This is a genomic window from Candidatus Binatia bacterium, assembly GCA_036504975.1.
In the GTDB taxonomy this organism is placed as follows: Bacteria; Desulfobacterota; Binatia; order UBA9968; family UBA9968; genus JAJPJQ01.
In genome coordinates, this window is record DASXUF010000126.1 from 1 (window position 1) to 16,417 (window position 16,417).

Annotated in this window: 12 protein-coding genes; 9 read left to right on the plus strand and 3 right to left on the minus strand. The window is 59.9% G+C overall.

Going from position 1 to position 16,417, the window contains the following annotated elements; genetic code table 11:
- The 6 genes from VGL70_16560 to VGL70_16585 form a co-directional block, all read left to right on the plus strand.
- Window positions 1-306: xanthine dehydrogenase family protein subunit M (locus VGL70_16560; GenBank protein HEY3305137.1), on the plus strand; the 306-nt coding region annotated here is incomplete at its 5' end.
- A 75-nt stretch (window positions 307-381) separates the two neighbouring features.
- On the plus strand, window positions 382-843 hold the full coding sequence (locus VGL70_16565) for a (2Fe-2S)-binding protein (GenBank protein ID HEY3305138.1): 462 nt from the start codon (window positions 382-384) through the stop codon (window positions 841-843).
- A 136-nt stretch (window positions 844-979) separates the two neighbouring features.
- Window positions 980-3,292 (plus strand): xanthine dehydrogenase family protein molybdopterin-binding subunit, encoded by a 2,313-nt coding sequence (locus VGL70_16570; GenBank protein ID HEY3305139.1) that lies wholly within the window; start codon window positions 980-982, stop codon window positions 3,290-3,292.
- Window positions 3,289-3,468 carry a hypothetical protein gene (locus VGL70_16575; protein ID HEY3305140.1) on the plus strand — a complete coding sequence of 60 codons (180 nt, stop codon included), beginning with the start codon at window positions 3,289-3,291 and terminating at the stop codon, window positions 3,466-3,468. Before VGL70_16570 ends, VGL70_16575 begins: the two co-directional genes overlap by 4 nt.
- A 110-nt stretch (window positions 3,469-3,578) precedes the next feature.
- The gene (locus VGL70_16580; GenBank protein ID HEY3305141.1) at window positions 3,579-3,902 is read left to right on the plus strand and encodes a tetratricopeptide repeat protein; all 324 of its coding nucleotides are present in this window, start codon (window positions 3,579-3,581) and stop codon (window positions 3,900-3,902) included.
- Window positions 3,903-3,927: 25 nt separating this feature from the next.
- Window positions 3,928-4,698 carry a cyclase family protein gene (locus tag VGL70_16585; GenBank protein ID HEY3305142.1) on the plus strand — a complete coding sequence of 257 codons (771 nt, stop codon included), beginning with the start codon at window positions 3,928-3,930 and terminating at the stop codon, window positions 4,696-4,698.
- A 144-nt stretch (window positions 4,699-4,842) separates the two neighbouring features.
- Here VGL70_16585 and VGL70_16590 read toward each other — a convergent pair whose 3' ends face one another.
- From VGL70_16590 to VGL70_16600, 3 genes are read right to left on the minus strand one after another with little or no spacing between them, the layout of a single operon-like run.
- Window positions 4,843-8,010, minus strand: coding sequence for an efflux RND transporter permease subunit (locus tag VGL70_16590; GenBank protein HEY3305143.1), 3,168 nt, complete (start codon window positions 8,008-8,010; stop codon window positions 4,843-4,845).
- A gap of 30 nt (window positions 8,011-8,040) precedes the next feature.
- Window positions 8,041-9,312 (minus strand): efflux RND transporter periplasmic adaptor subunit, encoded by a 1,272-nt coding sequence (locus tag VGL70_16595; GenBank protein ID HEY3305144.1) that lies wholly within the window; start codon window positions 9,310-9,312, stop codon window positions 8,041-8,043.
- Window positions 9,309-9,923: a TetR/AcrR family transcriptional regulator gene (locus VGL70_16600; protein HEY3305145.1), complete on the minus strand. Its 615-nt coding sequence runs from the start codon at window positions 9,921-9,923 to the stop codon at window positions 9,309-9,311. The genes VGL70_16595 and VGL70_16600 overlap by 4 nt, the downstream gene beginning before the upstream one ends.
- A 164-nt stretch (window positions 9,924-10,087) precedes the next feature.
- Between VGL70_16600 and VGL70_16605 the strand changes: the two genes are divergently transcribed.
- From VGL70_16605 to VGL70_16615, 3 genes are read left to right on the plus strand one after another with little or no spacing between them, the layout of a single operon-like run.
- A complete protein-coding gene (locus VGL70_16605) occupies window positions 10,088-11,527 on the plus strand; it encodes a TolC family protein (GenBank protein HEY3305146.1) in 1,440 nt (479 codons plus the stop codon).
- 37 nt (window positions 11,528-11,564) lie between these two features.
- Window positions 11,565-12,806: an efflux RND transporter periplasmic adaptor subunit gene (locus tag VGL70_16610; protein HEY3305147.1), complete on the plus strand. Its 1,242-nt coding sequence runs from the start codon at window positions 11,565-11,567 to the stop codon at window positions 12,804-12,806.
- The gene (locus VGL70_16615) at window positions 12,803-16,162 is read left to right on the plus strand and encodes an efflux RND transporter permease subunit (GenBank protein HEY3305148.1); all 3,360 of its coding nucleotides are present in this window, start codon (window positions 12,803-12,805) and stop codon (window positions 16,160-16,162) included. The genes VGL70_16610 and VGL70_16615 overlap by 4 nt, the downstream gene beginning before the upstream one ends.
- The last annotated feature ends 255 nt before the right edge of the window (window positions 16,163-16,417 follow it).

A 16,417-nucleotide genomic window follows, 5' to 3' on the forward strand; every position in this document is an offset into this window, starting at 1 on the left:
AAGCCGTGCGTCGGTGTGTGCGTGCGCCTCTCGCTCGCAGAGGACAAAAAAATCTGCGAAACCGTGCGCATCGCGCTCGGATGCGTCGCGCCGACGCCTATGCGGGCTTTGCAAGCTGAGCAGGTTCTTGCGGGAAAACCGTTTTCACCGGAGCTTGCTGGGCAAGCAGCCGGCACCGCAGCGGAGGAATGCAGCCCGCTCTCCGACCTGCGAGGATCGGAACGATTCAAGCGCGGAATCGTCCGCGTGCTCGTCCGGCGGGCAGCAGAGCGAGCGTACGAGCGGGTGGGCAGCGAAAATTTGTAGGGGCGACCCCCCGTGGTCGCCCAAATACCGGGCAGGCACGGGGGCCTGCCCCTACCTGGTTTTATATAGCTGGCTATGAAAAAAGAGATCCATCTGCGCGTCAACGGCATGGAGAGAACACTGGAAGTCGAGGCGCGGACGACGCTGCTCGATATGGTGCGCGAGCAATTTGAGCTGACCGGCGCCAAGCTCGGCTGCGACATCCAAGTTTGCGGCGCCTGCACCCTTTTACTCAACGGCAAGCCGGTGAGCGCTTGTTCCTTTCTCGCCGTGGATGCCGACGGCGCCGAGATCTTGACCATCGAAGGCTTGAGCGAGAAAGACGCCCTGCATCCCTTACAGGAAGCCTTCATGGAGTTCGGCGCGCTGCAGTGCGGCTACTGCACCTCGGGTTTTATTCTCACGGCGAAAGCGCTGCTCGAAGAATACCCGCGGCCTTCGGAGGAGCAGATCCGCGATTACCTGGCGGGAAATTTCTGCCGCTGCGGTTGCTACCAGGAGATCATGCAAGCGATTAAAAACGTGGCAGGTAGCTGATTCGATACTCCGAAAATCGCGGCCTTTGCGCCTTTGCGCGCCCTCACCCCTTCCCTCTCCCGCAAGTGGGAGAGGGTGAGGGAGAGGGTCTCGCGCCAAGACGCCAAGCGCGCAAAGAAGAGTGCAGGAAAATTGAATGGAACCAGCGGATATCGGTAAAACCTTTCGCCGGTTGGACTACGAGACCAAGGTGACCGGCCGCGCGCAGTATCTGGCGGACATGAGCGTGCCGGGAATGTGCCACGGCAAAATTCTCCGGAGCCCGTACCCGCACGCGCGGATTGCGAAAATCGACGCATCCAGGGCGCTCAAAGTTTCCGGCGTCGTGGCGGTGCTGACGCGCGACGATATTCTGCACGACGAAGGCATCGAGCCTTTCTACGGCCCGGTGTTCAAAGATCAGACGATCGTCGCCGTGGAAAAAGTCCGCCACGTCGGCGATCCGGTGGCTGCCGTCGCGGCGCTGAGCGTCGATGCCGCGGAAGAAGCGCTGCGCACAATTGAAATCGATTACGAAGAGCTGCCGACGGTACTGAATGTTGCCGATTCCTTGAAGTCCGGCGCCACGCTCGTGCACGAGTCGGTCAAGCTGCCGGCTTCCGGCTTTGCCGATCTGGCCGAATTGAAGCCCGTCGAAGGCACGAACGTTTGCACCCACTTCCGCTTGAACCGCGGCGACATTCAAAAAGGGTTTGCCGAAGCGGACCGTATTTTCGAAGACACCTTCACCTTGCCGGCGACGCAGCATAGCTTTCTCGAGACGCACGCGTGCATCGCGTCGGTCGAGCCGGGCGGGCGGATCACGGTCTGGGCGACGACCCAGAACCCGTTCGTCGTGCGGACCCAGCTTGCAAATATCTTCAAAGTTCCAGTCGCCAAAGTGCGCGTGATCGTGCCTTACCTCGGCGGCGGATACGGCGGCAAGGTCTACCCGAAAGTCGAGCCGATCACCGTGGCGTTGGCGCAGAAAGCGGGACGGCCGGTGCGCGTGGTGCTCACGCGCGAGGAAGTTTTCTACACGATCACCAAGCACGCGGCGGTGATTCGCATGAAAACCGGCGTCAAGAACGACGGCACGCTGGTGGCACGCGAGTGCGAAATCCATCTCGATACCGGCGCCTACGCCGAGATCGGACCGCGGGTGGCGAAAAAGTCCGGTTATACCGCCGCCGGCCCGTACAAGATTCCCAATCTAAAGATCGATTCGTACTCGGTTTACACCAACAAGCCGCCGGCGGGCGCGTTCCGCGGCTTCGGCGTGTCGCAATCGGCCTGGGCGGTCGAGTCGCAGATGGACATCATCGCGGCCGCGCTGAAGATGGATCCGCTCACGCTGCGCAAGCTGAACGGCTACGACGAAGGCGACAAGTTCGTCACTGAAGAGACGCTCCGCGCCGTCGGGCTTAAGGAATGTCTGGACGAAGCGGCGAAATCGATCGGTTGGGGTAAAAAGGTCGAAGAGAAAAAAGAATCAAGCATCAAGAGAGGCAAAGGGCTCGCGTGCATGATCAAGGCGACGATCACGCCGTCGATTTCCTCCGCCGTGGTGAAGCTCAACGAGGACGCGAGCCTATCCATATACACCGGTACGGTCGAGATGGGGCAAGGCTCGGAAACGGTATTGGCGCAAATCGCCGGCAAGGAGCTCGGCATTCCGCTGCAGACGATCCAGGTTCTCGGCGTTGACACCGACGTGGTGCCCTACGATCTCACGACTTCCTCCAGCCGCTCGACCTTTCACATGGGGAAGGCCGTGCAGCTCGCAGCGCAGGATATCCTGCGGCAGTTAAAGCAGATCGTCGTGAAAGAGTACGGCGTGCCGGAAGAGCGGGTGACTTTCGCCGGCGGCAAGATCCGTCTGCCGGAGGCGCAGCTTGATTATTCGGAGGTCATGTTCAAGCGCTTCGGCATGCAGGGCGGCACCTTGGTGGGCGAGGGGCAGGTCCAGACTTCCACGAAAAACGAATTCGGCGAGAAGAGCACGTCGGCGTTTTGGTTCCTCGCGGCCGGCGCCGCCGAAGTGGAAGTGGACATCGAAACGGGAAAGCTCAAGCTCATCAAGTACGCGACCGCAGTGGATGTCGGGAAAGCGATCAACCCCCTCGGCTGCCGCCAGCAGTTGGCCGGCGCCGCGATCACCGGCATCGGCCAGGCGCTGTTCGAGGAGATCGCCTACGACAACGGCCAGTTGATCAATCCCAACCTCGTCGATTACGTCTTGCCGTCGCTCGGCGACATGCCGCCGGTGATCGATCCGATCTCCGTCGAAACGCCGGACCCGAACGGTCCGTTCGGCGCCAAGGGCATCGGCGAGAGCGCTCTGATCCCGGTCGCGCCGGCGATCGCCAACGCCGTCTTCGACGCCGTTGGCGTGCGCATCAAAGATCTGCCCATCAAAGCGGAAAAAATTTTTCTGGCGCTCGAAGAGAAAAAATCTTTGGCGAAATGAAGCGAGCCATTCTCTACAGCTTGATGTTTGTGATGACTATCCTGCTCTCTGCCTGCGAGACGGAGCAGATGCGCAAGAACGAAGAGATCATCCGCCAACAAAGAGAGGAAATAAGACAGCTAGAGGAACAAATGCGGCAGATCCGGGAAAAGAAGAAGATTGAGGAGGCGCAGTGAAGCGGGATGCTGTTTGCGGGTTCTTGCTTGCGTCCTTTATTCCTTTCCTTTTCGCCTGCGGCGATTCTGAACTTACCCTGCAAAAGGAGGAGGAACTTCGGCAGTCCAGAGTGGAACTAGAACAGGTGAAAAGGGAAAACGAGGAGTTCAGGGCCGCCAAGAAGAAGGAGGAACAGAAGCTGCAAGGCTGCGCCACAGCCTTCCGCAACTTTGAAAAGGCGCAAGCAGCCAAAGATCCGGGCAGCGCCGTCGCGCTCTACCGCGAGGGGCTCAATCTTTGTCCCGACGACGACGTGGCCCATTATGAGCTGGGAAAAATTTTTGCCGGCATGGGCAAGAGGGACGAGGCGCGCGCGGAATTCGAGGCGGCGTTGAAAATCAATCCCAACTTTCAAGGCGCGAAGCAAGAGATGGAAAAGGTACAAAAGAAATAGTTCAAGGGTTTTAGGGGTCAAAAATATGAAGACAGTTATTCTATTCCTGCTGCTGTCACTGTACGCACTCGAAGCCTTTGCCATCGACGAGAAGAAGCTCGTCGATCTGACCTATCCGTTTTCCGGGGAAACGCAGCACTGGCCTACGGCGCAGCCGTTCAAGCTGGAAAAACATACCGAGGGAATGACGCCGCAGGGTTACTGGTACGCGTCATACAACTACAGTGGCTCGGAGCACGTCGGAACCCACATGGACGCTCCATTCCACTTTGCCCAGGGAAAATGGACCGTCGATCAGGTTCCGCTCGCAAAAACCATCGGGCCGGGCGTGGTTGTGGACGTGAGAGGGAAGGCGCAAGCGAACGCCGATTACCGGCTTGACGTCGTCGATCTGCGCACGTGGGAGAAGCGCAACGGAAAAATTCCGCCCGGCGCGATCGTGCTCATGCACAGCGGCTGGGGAAAGTTCTGGAGCGACCGGAAAAAATTTTTCGGCACCGACCAGCCGGGAGACACAACCAACCTGCGCTTTCCCGGCTTCTCCAAGGACGCTGCGGAATTTCTCGTCAAGGAGCGGAAGATCGGCGCTGCGGGAACCGATACCGCGAGCATCGACTACGGCGCGTCGCGCGACTTCATCGTCCATCAAGTCTTCGGCAAAGCCAACGTTCCGATCTTCGAGAATGTCGCGTCGCTCGAAAAGCTCCCGGCGAGGGGCGCCACGATCTTTGCCGTGCCGATGAAGATTCAAGGCGGCAGCGGCGCGCCGCTTAGAATTTTTGCTATCTTGCCGTAGCGCCCCCATGGTAGGGGGCAATGAATCGCGCCCCTATGTTCCGACGGGGTATCTTTGTAGGGGCAGGCCCCCTGTGCCTGCCCTTCTTGGGGCGACCACGGGGGGTCGCCCCTACAAATACCTACCGATCAGATCCGATATAAATCATGTGCGCCGGCCCGATTTGCCGTTGGCGCGCACGTGAGAGTAAATTTGAACCGCTCGGCCCCTTAATGCCCCGCCCCAGCCTCCCGCGCGCTGTTTGAACCAACCGAAAACACCGGAACGTCCCGCGTCGTCGAACAACGAATATGCCACCGGCGTGATCAGCAGCGTGATCAGAAGCGACAACGCCTGCCCGCCGATGATGACCTTCGCCATCGAGGCGCGCGAGGCCGCGCCGGGCCCCTGTCCCAGCGCCATTGGCAGCATGCCGAAGATCAGCATCAACGTGGTCATCAGAATCGGCCGCAGCCGGGCATGGTTCGCCTCGACGATCGCCTTGTCGCGCTCCCGGCCCTGGGCGCGCAGCGTGTTGGTGTAGTCGATCTGCAGGATGCCGTTCTTCTTCACGATGCCGAAGAGCATGAACAGGCCGAACATCGCGTAGATGTCCATCGGCTGCCGGAGCAGGATGAGTGAAAGCAGCGCGAACGGAATCGTCAGCGGCAGCGCCAGCATGATCGTGATCGGATGGAGAAAACTTTCGAACTGCGCGGCGAGCACCATGTACATGAAGATCGAGCTCAGCAGGAAGGCGTAGAAGAAGTTGGCGCCGGTCTCGGCGAGCACTTTGGCGCGGCCGCTGAACTCGGCGGTATAGTTGGGCGGGAGGTCGAGCTCCTTGAGGAAGCCCTGGACTTTCTCCACCGCTTCGCCGAGCGGGAGCGTGGGCAGGAGATTGCTCACGATCGTCACTTTGCGCTGGCGGTTGTGCCGGTCGATCTGGGACGGGCCCAGGTCCTCGCGGAGATTGATTAAATTGGCGAGCTTCACCAGCCGGCCGTCTTTTCCAGGGACCGACAGATTCAGAATCGCGTCCGGATCGGCGCGTTTCGTTTTCACGGCTCTCAGCCAGACGTCGTATTGCTCGTCCTCCTCTTTGTATTTGGAAATCGGCTCGCCGCCGACAAACGTCTGAAGCGTCGAGGCGATGTCCTCGATCTGGATGCCGAACTCCGAGGCCTTTTTGCGATCGACCAGCGAGCGCAGCTCGGGCGTGCGCACCGAGAGCGTCGTGTCGCTGTCGACAAAGCCCGGCACCTCGCGCATGCGCGCGACTAATTTGTCGCTGTATTGCTGCAGGCGCTCGAGACTCGGGCCACGCAGGTTGAACTCCATGTCGGTCTGCCGGACGCCGCCGCCGCTGAACGGGTTGACCCCCTGAACGCTGACGCGCAGATCGGGATAGTCTTGAAAGAGCTTCCGCGCATCCGCCATCACGTCGAACTGCTTGTAGTCGCGCTCGGACAAATCGATGAGCCGGACGTAAATGTTGCCGCTGGTCACGTCGCCCTGCCCGGCCTTGACGTTGCCCGTCGTGTCGCCGATCGTCGTCAAAATTTTCGTCACGCCGCGAAGCTTCCTGAGCTTTTGCTCCAGCTCGCGGAACAGCCGGTCGGTCTCGTCCAGCGTGTAGCCGCCGGGAGTCTGGACGGTGACCTCGAACTCGCTCTGGTCGTCGGTGGGGATAAAGTTTTTGCCGATGGCGGAAAAAAGCGGGAAGATCCACAGGACGGTGACGACGCCGGCGACGATCACGATCCAGCGGTGTCTCAGCGACCAGGCGAGAATCCAGCCGTAGGATTGGTCGATCCAGGAGTAAAAGCGGCTCTCCTTGGACGATCCTGCCTTGTGCTTGATCTTCAAAAAACGCGAGCTGAGCATGGGCGTCAGCGTGAAGGAAATAAGGAGAGAGACCGCGACGGCAAACGCCACGGTCGAGCCGAAGCTCGAAAAAAACCGGCCCACGCGGCCGCCCATGAAGGCCAGCGGGACGAAGATGACGATCAGCGAAAGCGTCGTCGCCATGACCGCGAGCGAGATCTCGTGCGTCGCCTTCGACGCCGCGCTCATCGGCGGCTCGCCCCTTTCCTCGACGTGGCGGAATATGTTTTCCAGCACCACGACGGCGTCGTCGATCACGATCCCGACCGCGAGGATCAGCCCCAGCATCGTGATGTTGTTCAAGGTAAACCCCATGATGCGCATGAGCGTAAACGTCGCGATGATCGACGCCGGGATGGCGACGGAGGCGATCAAGGTGCTGCGCCAATCGTGCATGAAGAGAAAGACGGTGAGCGCGACCAGCAGCGCGCCCAGGATCAGATGGAGCTTGACCTCTTGATAGGAAGCCTTGATGAAGCGGGACTGATCGACGGTGACTTCGCTCCGGATGTCCGGCGGCAGCGTCGAACCGAGCTGCTGAAGGCGCGCCTTGACGCGGTCCACGACCTCCACGGTGTTGGTTCCGGACTGTTTTCTGACGATCATCTGCACGGCGGGCGCGCCGTCGAGGCGCGCGAGGCTCCGCTGCTCGACGACGCCGTTTTCCGCCGCGCCGACGTCGCGGATCATGATCGGGCGGCCCTGGAAATTCCCGACGATGAGGTCGTTGAAATCTTCCGCTCGCGCCACGCGGCCCATCGTCCGGAGCACCAGCTCGCGGCGGTTTTCGTCGATCCGGCCGCCGGGGATCTCGATGTTCTGGGCCTGGACGGCGCGCTTCACCTGGGCGATCGAAAGGTTGTACGCCGCGAGCCGGTCGGGATCGACGTCGATGTTGATCGTCCGCTCCTGCTGCCCGACCATGATCACCTGGCCGACTCCGCGAAGCGTCTCGATGTCTTCCTTGATCTGCTTGCGGGCGATCTCGCTCACCTCGCGGAGATTTCTCCCGGCCGAGACGGCGATCTTCATCACCGGCATCGCGTCCACCTGGAATTTCTGAATCACCGGCGGGTCGGTGCCGACGGGAAGCTGGGAGAGGATCGTCGAAACTTTGTCGCGCACCTCCTGGGCCGCCACGTCGCCGCTTTTTTCCAGGATGAATTGAACTTGGATGACGGAGATGCCGTCCTTGATGACGGCACGGAGCTCGTCGATGCCGTCGATCGTGTTGATCGCTTCTTCGATCGGCTTGGTGACGGCGGTTTCCATCTCCTCGACGCTGGCGCCTTTGAGCGTGGTCGTGATCGTTACCGTCGGAATATCGACGTTGGGATAAAGGTCGACGCCCAGGCGCGCATAGGAGAACATCCCCAAGACCACCAGCGCGGTGATCAGCATGGTGGCAAAGACCGGGCGCCGGATGCAGATGTCCACTAGACTCATGGTTGTTCCAGGTTCATGGTTTTTGGCCGTTCATGGCTGCTGGGCCTGTCCCTCGCGCGGCATCACCGGCCCGGAGACTTTGATCGGTGTGCCATTGGTGAGCCGCGTCAGCCCCGATATGACAACCAGGTCGCCCGGCTTGACGCCGGTGACTTCGACCTCGTTGGCGCCTACTCTACCCGCTGTTTGGACGACGCGCTCGCGCGCGACGTTGTTTTCCGTCCCTCGATTACCCTCGGGATCGTGAGGCTCTCGAACGACGACGAATACTTTGCTGACGCCGGCGAAAGAAACCACCGCCTGCTGCGGCACCGTCGTGGCATTGGGATCGACGCGGGTCGTGACCGTCGCATGAGCGAAGAACCCGGGCTTCAACCGGCGCTCGGGGTTTTCCACCAGCCCCTCGACCATGAACGAGCGGCTGGCCACTTCCGATGAAGGGCTGATGCGGGTGAGCTTCCCCTTGAACGCCGCGTTGGGAAACGAGTCCACGCGAATCTCCACGCTTTGGTCGGCTTGGACCTCGGGGGCGAAGCGCTCCGGAATCATGCCGCGGAGCTTCAGCGGGTTGTCCTGGACGATGGTAAATAACGGCGCGGCGATCTTGACGTATTCCCCCGCCGAAACGGAGCGCTTGCTGACCGAGCCCGCGATCGGCGCGGCGATCGCGGTGTCGCGCAATTTTTTTCGCGCCGTTTCCAATTGCGCTTCTTTGGCATAGACGCCGGCGAGCAGCGCCTTGGCTTCCTCGATGCTGGTTTTGTAGCTGGCGTTGGCCGTCCTGGAGCGCCACTCGGCGGTGTCGTACTCCTGCGCCGCGATGAGTTGCCGCTCATGGAGCGTCTTGATGCGCGCGAGGTTGCGCTCGGCGTCGTCGAGATCGGCTCTGGCTTTGAGCACGAGGGAGGTCTGCGTGAGATCGAAGTCCGGCGGCGGGATTTTGTCCAATCCCAGCTTGGCCAGCATCTCTTTCAAGTTGCTCTCGTGCTGGCGGATGGCGAAGCGGAATTCCGTGTCATCGATCTTGGCGAGCGTCTGACCGCGCGCGACGCGGTCGCCGAGATCGACGGCGAGAGAGCCGATCCTTCCGTCCACCTCGGTCGAGACCGTCACTTCTTCATTGGCGTAAAGCGTGCCGACGAATTCGACCGAACGCGCCACTTTCTGGGCGCGCACCGGCGTCACGGTGACGGGCACCGGCGCCTCGGCCTTTTGCGGCTTGGTTTCTTTGGATGCGGAGCTGCGGTTGCAGCCGGATAGCGCAAGGGCGAGGAGGAGGACGGCTATCAAAAATGGTTTCATCGCTCAAGTACGGCCAGTTTGGCGCTCTTGCGGCGCAAGATGCCGATGAAACCGATCAGGTCCCGAGTGTCGCGCTCCAGCGAGTTTGCGCTTCGGCCTATCATCCGTCGTACCGCCGTGCTGATCGTCATCTCGTTGATATAAAAGGCGGCCAGAGCCGTATCCATCGCCGGGAAAATCTTTTGCTTGATGCCCTCGTCGAGGAACTTTTTCAGACGCCCCTCGTGCCTTTCGCGGTATTTCAGCAGTCGCTGCGCCTGTTTTCCGCGCGGGCTGTCGCGCAGCAGCCGCCGGTCGAGCAGCAGCGCCCTGAGGAGATCTGTTTGCTCTTCCATAATATCGAGCTGCGCCTGGACCGTTTGGCACAGCCGCTCCCACGGCGGGGCCTTGGGATCGACCCGGGCCTGGATCTTCCGCAACATCTCCGAAGCCATCTCCTCGATGGCGTCCATAATCAGATGGTCCTTGTTGCGAAAGTAAAGGTAGATCGCCCCTTTCGTCATGCCGGCTTCCGCGCCGACCCGCTCCATCGTGACGGCATCGAACCCTTCTTCGGCGATGACCTTCCGCGTCGCCTCGAGGAGCGAGCGCGTGCGGAAGCTCTGCAGCACGTCTTTACGCCTTGAATTTGTGGCCGATTGAATCATAATTCAGTAAACTGAATACCCGTTCAGTATTCCCACGGGGCACCCGAAATGTCAAATAAAGGCGTCTTTGCTTTGTCCGGGAAACGATATATATAAAAGCTCCTTGACGCTTCGCAAGGGAGGTATTTATGCCTGGATTTAGATTTGCGTTGGCTGCGCTTTTTTCTCTGCTGGCGATCGGCGGGAATCCCGGTCGGAGCCTGGCGGCGGAGGCTCCGGCTCCGCCGGTGGGCGAGCAGATCGAGTTGAAGCGCGAGGCGGCGGGAAAGGAATTGACGGTGGAAGACGCCGTTCGCAACGCCCTGGAAAATCATCCGAGCATCAAGCAGGCGAGAGAGCGAGTCGGCGCGCAGGCGGCGGTGCTGCGGCAGCAGTTTGCGGCTTACTATCCGACGATCACCATCAAAAACACCTTTACCGACAACACCGATACAGGGTTGAGAAGCACCGATGTGGACAAGCAGGAGGTGGAAATCTCGCCCACGTTTAACTTCATTCTCTATAACTTCGGCAAGCGCGAGGGAACGGTTCAGGCGGCGCGAGAGACGCTGAGCGCCACTCAGTATAATTTAAAAACGAGCGCCGATTCGGTCGTCCTCGGGGTCAAGCAGGCCTATTACTCGTATCTTCAATCGATAGCTTTGGTGCGCGTCCGGGAAGAGACGGTCCGGGACCGGGAGTTGATCGTGCGCCAGGCGCAGGCGTTTTATGACGTGGGGACAAGGGCCAAGATCGACTTAGTCAGGGCGCAGTCGAACCTGTTCAGCGCCCAATCCGATCTGATCGCCGCGCAAAACACCATGAGAGTCTCTTGGGTCACGCTCAAGAATGCCATGGGACTGCCGGACCTTCCGGAACAGTCAGTCACTACGGTAACGGCCGATCAGGTCGAAAAATTTTCCGTGACGACGTTTCCACTCAATCTCGAACAGGCCAGATCTCAGTCGTTCGATATACGGCCGGAGCTGCTAAGCTTCAAAGCGCAGTTGAGAGCCCAAGACCAGGTCATTGCAACGAACCGGAGAGGGCACTTGCCGGACTTGACCCTGGACGCGAATGCCGGGTGGAGCAACGTGAGCGGCGACTCCTCTTGTCCAACCAGGCTGATCAATGATCCAACTACTAATGTTGTAACATCGAGGAGAACCTGCACGACTCCCCGACCTCTTTTCCCCTTAGACTCAAGCTGGCAGGTTCAACTTAGCTTGACCATCCCCGTCTTCGACGGCTTCCGAACCACGAACAAAGTTGCGGAGTCCGTGCGCACTTACTACGCCGTCAAGGCCCAGGCGGAGCAGCAAAGACAGCAAGTTGCCTTGGAGGTCGAACAAGGCTATGCTAACCTCGTCAGCGCTCAAGAGAGGATCAAAGCGACGAGAGCAGCGGAACAAGCCGCCAGAGAAAATCTCGAGTTGGCCAACGGCCGCTATCAAGTCGGCGTCGGCTCGATCATCGAAGTGACCGACGCGCAAGCCTTATACGTCAGCGCGGAGGTCGATTACGTCAATTCCCTTTACAATTATAAGATTGCGGAGGCGCAGCTCTTGAGAGCGGTCGGCACGCCGTAACTGTCGTATCGGTGGCGATCCTGCGAAGACAAACTCTATGAAACGGTACGCTTGGCTGGCAGTGATTCTCATAGCCGTCGCCGCAGTCGTCGGTTACGGGCAATTGACCTCCGGGACGGGGAAGAAACCGGAATCCGAAAGGAGATCCGGCGGCAGGGGATCGGAAGGCCGCCAGAGTGTGCCGGTGACGGTCGCGCTCGTGAGCCAGAAGAACATGCCCGTGCAACTCGAGGCCGTTGGATCCGTGGAAGCTTTTTCTACCGTGTCCATAAGGACTCAGGTCACCGGCACGATCACCCAAGTTCATTTTAAAGAGGGCCAAGACGTGAAGCAGGGAGATCTGCTTTTCACCATCGATACAAGGCCGTTTGAGGCCGCCCTCAAGCAGGCCGAGGCCAACCTGGCACGGGACGCGGCGGTTTTGGCGAATGCCCGCGAGCAGGCGCGGCGCTATGCGGAGCTGGTGAAGAAGCAGTATGTCTCTCAGGAACAATACGATCAGGTCAAAACCAATTCCGACGCTCTCGAAGGTTCGGTGGACGCGGATAAGGCCGCAATTGAAAATGCAAAGGTTCAACTCAGTTACTGCCGCATTTATTCTCCCGTGACCGGCCGGACCGGGGGCCTCTTGGTCAACGAGGGCAACCTGGTCAGAACCAACGATGCGACCGCCCTGGTCACGATCAATCAAGTCAGCCCGATCTACGTGACCTTTGCCGTGCCGGAGCAAAATTTGCCGGAAATAAGGAAACGGCTGAGCGTCAGCAAGCTCAAGATTCAAGCGCTCTCGCAGGGCGAGAATATCCCGGAAGAGGGCGAGTTGAGCTTTATCGACAACGTAGTGGACCGGACGACGGGGACCATCAAGCTCAAGGGTACCTTCGCGAATGGGAACCGGCGGTTATGGCCGGGCCAGTTCGTGAAAGCGGCGCTCAAGCTGGCCGATCAGCCCGACGCCATCGTTGTCCCGTCGCAGGCGGTCCAGACGGGACAAAATGGACAGCATGTTTTCGTTGTGAAGAATGACTCCGGAGTTGAGCTGCGACCGGTTGTCGTCGGTCGATCGCTCAACGGAGACTCGGTCGTCGAAAAGGGCCTTCAGCCCGGCGAAAAAGTCGTGACCGACGGCCAATTTCTCCTTGGGCCGGAAAGCAAAGTGCAAGTTAAGAACGGCCAAGAGGCAAGCAGAGAGCAGGTTAAAAGCGACCCAGGGCAAAGCAAAGAGCGGATCACAGGCGGCAAAGAGAGGGGAAAGCGGAAAAGCGAGGTCCCTTCATGAATATCACGGGTCCGTTTATCTACCGGCCCGTTATGACGACCCTGGTCATGATGGGAATTTTGATCTTCGGCCTGATGGGGTATCGCGCGCTTCCAGTCGCCGACATGCCGACGGTCGATTACCCGACGGTCGTCGTCTCCGCCAACCTCGCCGGCGCGAGCCCCGAGACTATGGCCTCTTCGGTAGCCACGCCGCTGGAAAAGCAGTTCTCGACGATCGCCGGTCTCGATTCGATGAACTCCGTGAGCACGCTCGGGCGGACGCAGATCACGCTGAGATTCAGCTTGAGCCGGAACATCGACGCCGCCGCGCAGGACGTCCAGGCGCAGATCGCCCGGACGTTGAGAGACCTTCCTCCCAACATGACGAGCCCGCCGTCGTACAGGAAGGTCAATCCCGCGGACGCCTCGATTATGCAGATCGCGCTGACCTCCGACACGTTGGCGCTGTCCACGATCGACGAGTACGCGCAAAACATTCTTGCGCAGAGAATCTCGATGGTGACCGGCGTCGCTCAGGTGGACGTCTTCGGCACGCAGAAGTACGCGGTTCGTATTCAGGTCGATCCCACCCAGCTTGCCTATCGGCAGATCGGCATCGACGAAGTTCTCACCGCGGTACAAAGAGGCAACGTCGATCTTCCTTTGGGAACTCTGGACGGGCCGCACCGGACTCTCACGCTGAAATCCAACGGCCAGCTCCTGACGGCGGAAGATTACCGCCCGATGGTGGTGACCTATAGAAACGGCTCTCCCGTCCAGCTCAAAGACGTCGGCAAGGTCCTCGACAGCGTCGAGAATAATAAGGTCGCCGCCTGGTTCAACAACAAATCCGCCGTGGTTCTGTCGGTGCAGCGGCAGCCGGGGTCGAACATCGTCGAGGTCGTGGACGGCGTCAAAGCGCTCCTTCCGGCGCTGCGCGAGAACATCCCGCCATCGATCAATATGGAGCTCTTCTTCGACCGCACGCAGGCGATTCGAGCATCGGTCTGGGACGTTCAATTCACTTTGCTTCTGACCGTCGCGCTCGTCGTCATGGTGATTTTTCTTTTCCTGCGCAATCTCTCGGCCACGATCATCCCCAGCCTGGCTTTGCCGATGTCTATCATCGGCACTTTCGCCGTCATGTATCTGCTCGGTTACAGCCTCAACAATCTCTCGCTGATGGCGCTGACTCTCTCCGTCGGGTTCGTCGTCGACGACGCGATCGTCGTGCTCGAGAATATCGTTCGTCACGTCGAAAAGGGCGAAGGGGTGTTCGAGGCCGCGCTCAAGGGCGCCAAGGAAATCGCTTTTACGATTCTGTCGATGACCCTGTCGCTCGTGGCGGCGTTCATCCCGGTGCTCTTCATGTCCGGAATGCTGGGCCGGCTCCTCAGAGAGTTTGCGGTCACCATCTGTGTTGCGATTCTGGTCTCCGGGTTCGTCTCGCTGAGCTTGACGCCGATGCTCTGCAGCCGCTTCATCAAGCCCGCCGGCGCGGAGCGCCACAGCCGGTTTTATGTGCTGATCGGGCGCTTTTTCGATTCGATGCTGAGCGCCTACGACCGCTCGCTCCAGTGGACCTTGCGCCACCGGCTGACTACCGTGTTGGTTTCGTTTTTCCTGCTGGTGGCCACGGTGCAGCTCTTTGTCGATCCATTGGGTCTCGCGAGATTTCTTCCCGGAATGGTTGTTCCCAAAGGCCTCGTGCCCAGCGAAGACACCGGTCAGATTCTGATCAACACCGAATCCGCCCAGGGGACCTCGTTCGAGGACATGGTGCGGATGCAAAGACAGCTCGCCGCGATCGTGGCGGAAGATCCGAACGTGGGGAGGTTCAGATCCAGCGTCGGCCAGGGCGGTCAGTCCCAGGGCGCAAACTCCGGGCAGATTTTTATTCGCTTGAAGCCCAAGGCGGAGCGGCCGCCGGTGGACGACCCCGTCGTCATTCCCTACACAAGCACCGTGTTGTTCAACATGCATCACCGGGCGAGCGCGGACGAGATCATCCAAAAGCTTCGGCCGAAGTTATCCGCCATCCCCGGCGTGCGCGTCTCGCTGCAGAATCCGCCGGTGATCCGGCTCGAGGCCCGGCTTTCAAGGAGCCAGTATCAGTACACGTTGCAGAGCGTGGACGCCCAGGAGCTTTACCGGTACGCTCCGCTGCTGGAAGAAAAGATTCGCTCGCGCTCCGATCTTTTTCAGGACGTCAACACCGACCTGCAGCTCAAAAACCCGCAGCTCGAAATCGTCGTCGACCGCGAGAAGGCGGCGACGCTCGGAACCACGGCCCAGGGCCTCTCGCCGCGACAGATCCAGGAGGCCTTCTACAACGCCTACGGCTCGCGGCAGATCTCGACGATCACGACGCCGAACAATCAATATCAGGTTATCCTGGAGCTCGACCCGAAGTATGAGAACGATCCCTCCGTGCTGTCGCTGCTCTACATCCGCACCAACACCGGCAACAACACGGCGCAGAGCGCCTTGACGGCGGGAAACGCTCTGGTTCCGCTCAACTCGATCGCCACTCTGAAACAAACCGTCGGCCCGCTGTCGGTCAATCACTCGGGCCAGCTTCCTTCGGTCACCATCTCGTTCAACTTGAAGCCCGACGTGGCGTTGGGCAGCGCCGTGGATGCGATCAATGAAATGGCGCGCGATAAGCCGGCGGCGATCTCGACCGGCTTTCAGGGAACGGCTCAGGAGTTCCAGTCGTCGCTTCAGAGCATGTGGCTGCTGCTCGTCATGGCGATTCTCGTCGTCTACCTGGTGCTCGGCATCTTGTACGAAAGCTTCGTCCACCCGCTGACCATTCTCTCGGGTCTGCCATCGGCGGGTCTGGGCGCCATTCTCATCCTGATGCTCTTCAATATGGAGTTAAACATCTTCGGCTTCGTCGGCATCATCATGCTGATCGGCATCGTGAAGAAGAACGCCATCATGATGATCGACTTCGCGCTCGAAGGCCAGAGAAACGAGGGCAAAACGCCGTACCAAGCGATCTACGAGGGCTGTCTGGTGCGCTTCCGGCCGATCATGATGACCACGATGGCGGCCATCATGGGCGCGCTGCCGATCGCTCTCGGCCACGGCGCCGGCGCCGAATCGCGCCGTCCGCTGGGACTCGCCGTGGTCGGCGGATTGCTCGTCTCCCAGCTCTTGACGCTCTATATCACTCCCGTCATCTACCTCTATTTCGAGGACGCTCTGGAAAAGGCGCGCGGCTGGCGCCACAGCCGGCGAGAGGTGTTGCAGGGCAAGCCGGTTCCGGCCGGCACGGGAACATCCTGGGCGCCCTCGGTTCCGGATGCTCCGGGAGCCGGCGCGTCGTTCTGGTTTTCCTTCAGAAAATTGGGCGCGCGGCGGAAATGACAAACCTGCTCTGGAACATTATTCTTACGGTTGGGTCGCGCGCACCATCTAGGTTGACGTCGCCTTTCCGTGGCTAAGGTGGTACTCGCCGCCACCTTTTAAAGGCAGCCGAGAAAACCCGTACGGTACCGTGACCGGCAAACGTTTTGGCGATTGCTCGGCTCGCAAAACGTTTCAGAATCTCGCCTACGATTACGACAACGTCGGCAACGTCACTTCCATCGGTGACACCATCTTTACCGCGGACCGAACATT

Excerpts from the sequence above, each read along its gene's own strand:
- VGL70_16565 (HEY3305138.1), top strand. The coding sequence starts at position 382 with ATGAAAAAAGAGATCCATCTGCGCGTCAACGGCATGGAGAGAACACTG.
- VGL70_16570 (HEY3305139.1), top strand. The coding sequence starts at position 980 with ATGGAACCAGCGGATATCGGTAAAACCTTTCGCCGGTTGGACTACGAG.
- VGL70_16575 (HEY3305140.1), top strand. The coding sequence starts at position 3,289 with ATGAAGCGAGCCATTCTCTACAGCTTGATGTTTGTGATGACTATCCTG.
- VGL70_16585 (HEY3305142.1), top strand. The coding sequence starts at position 3,928 with ATGAAGACAGTTATTCTATTCCTGCTGCTGTCACTGTACGCACTCGAA.
- VGL70_16590 (HEY3305143.1), bottom strand. The coding sequence starts at position 8,010 with ATGAGTCTAGTGGACATCTGCATCCGGCGCCCGGTCTTTGCCACCATG.
- VGL70_16595 (HEY3305144.1), bottom strand. The coding sequence starts at position 9,312 with ATGAAACCATTTTTGATAGCCGTCCTCCTCCTCGCCCTTGCGCTATCC.
- VGL70_16605 (HEY3305146.1), top strand. The coding sequence starts at position 10,088 with ATGCCTGGATTTAGATTTGCGTTGGCTGCGCTTTTTTCTCTGCTGGCG.
- VGL70_16610 (HEY3305147.1), top strand. The coding sequence starts at position 11,565 with ATGAAACGGTACGCTTGGCTGGCAGTGATTCTCATAGCCGTCGCCGCA.
- VGL70_16615 (HEY3305148.1), top strand. The coding sequence starts at position 12,803 with ATGAATATCACGGGTCCGTTTATCTACCGGCCCGTTATGACGACCCTG.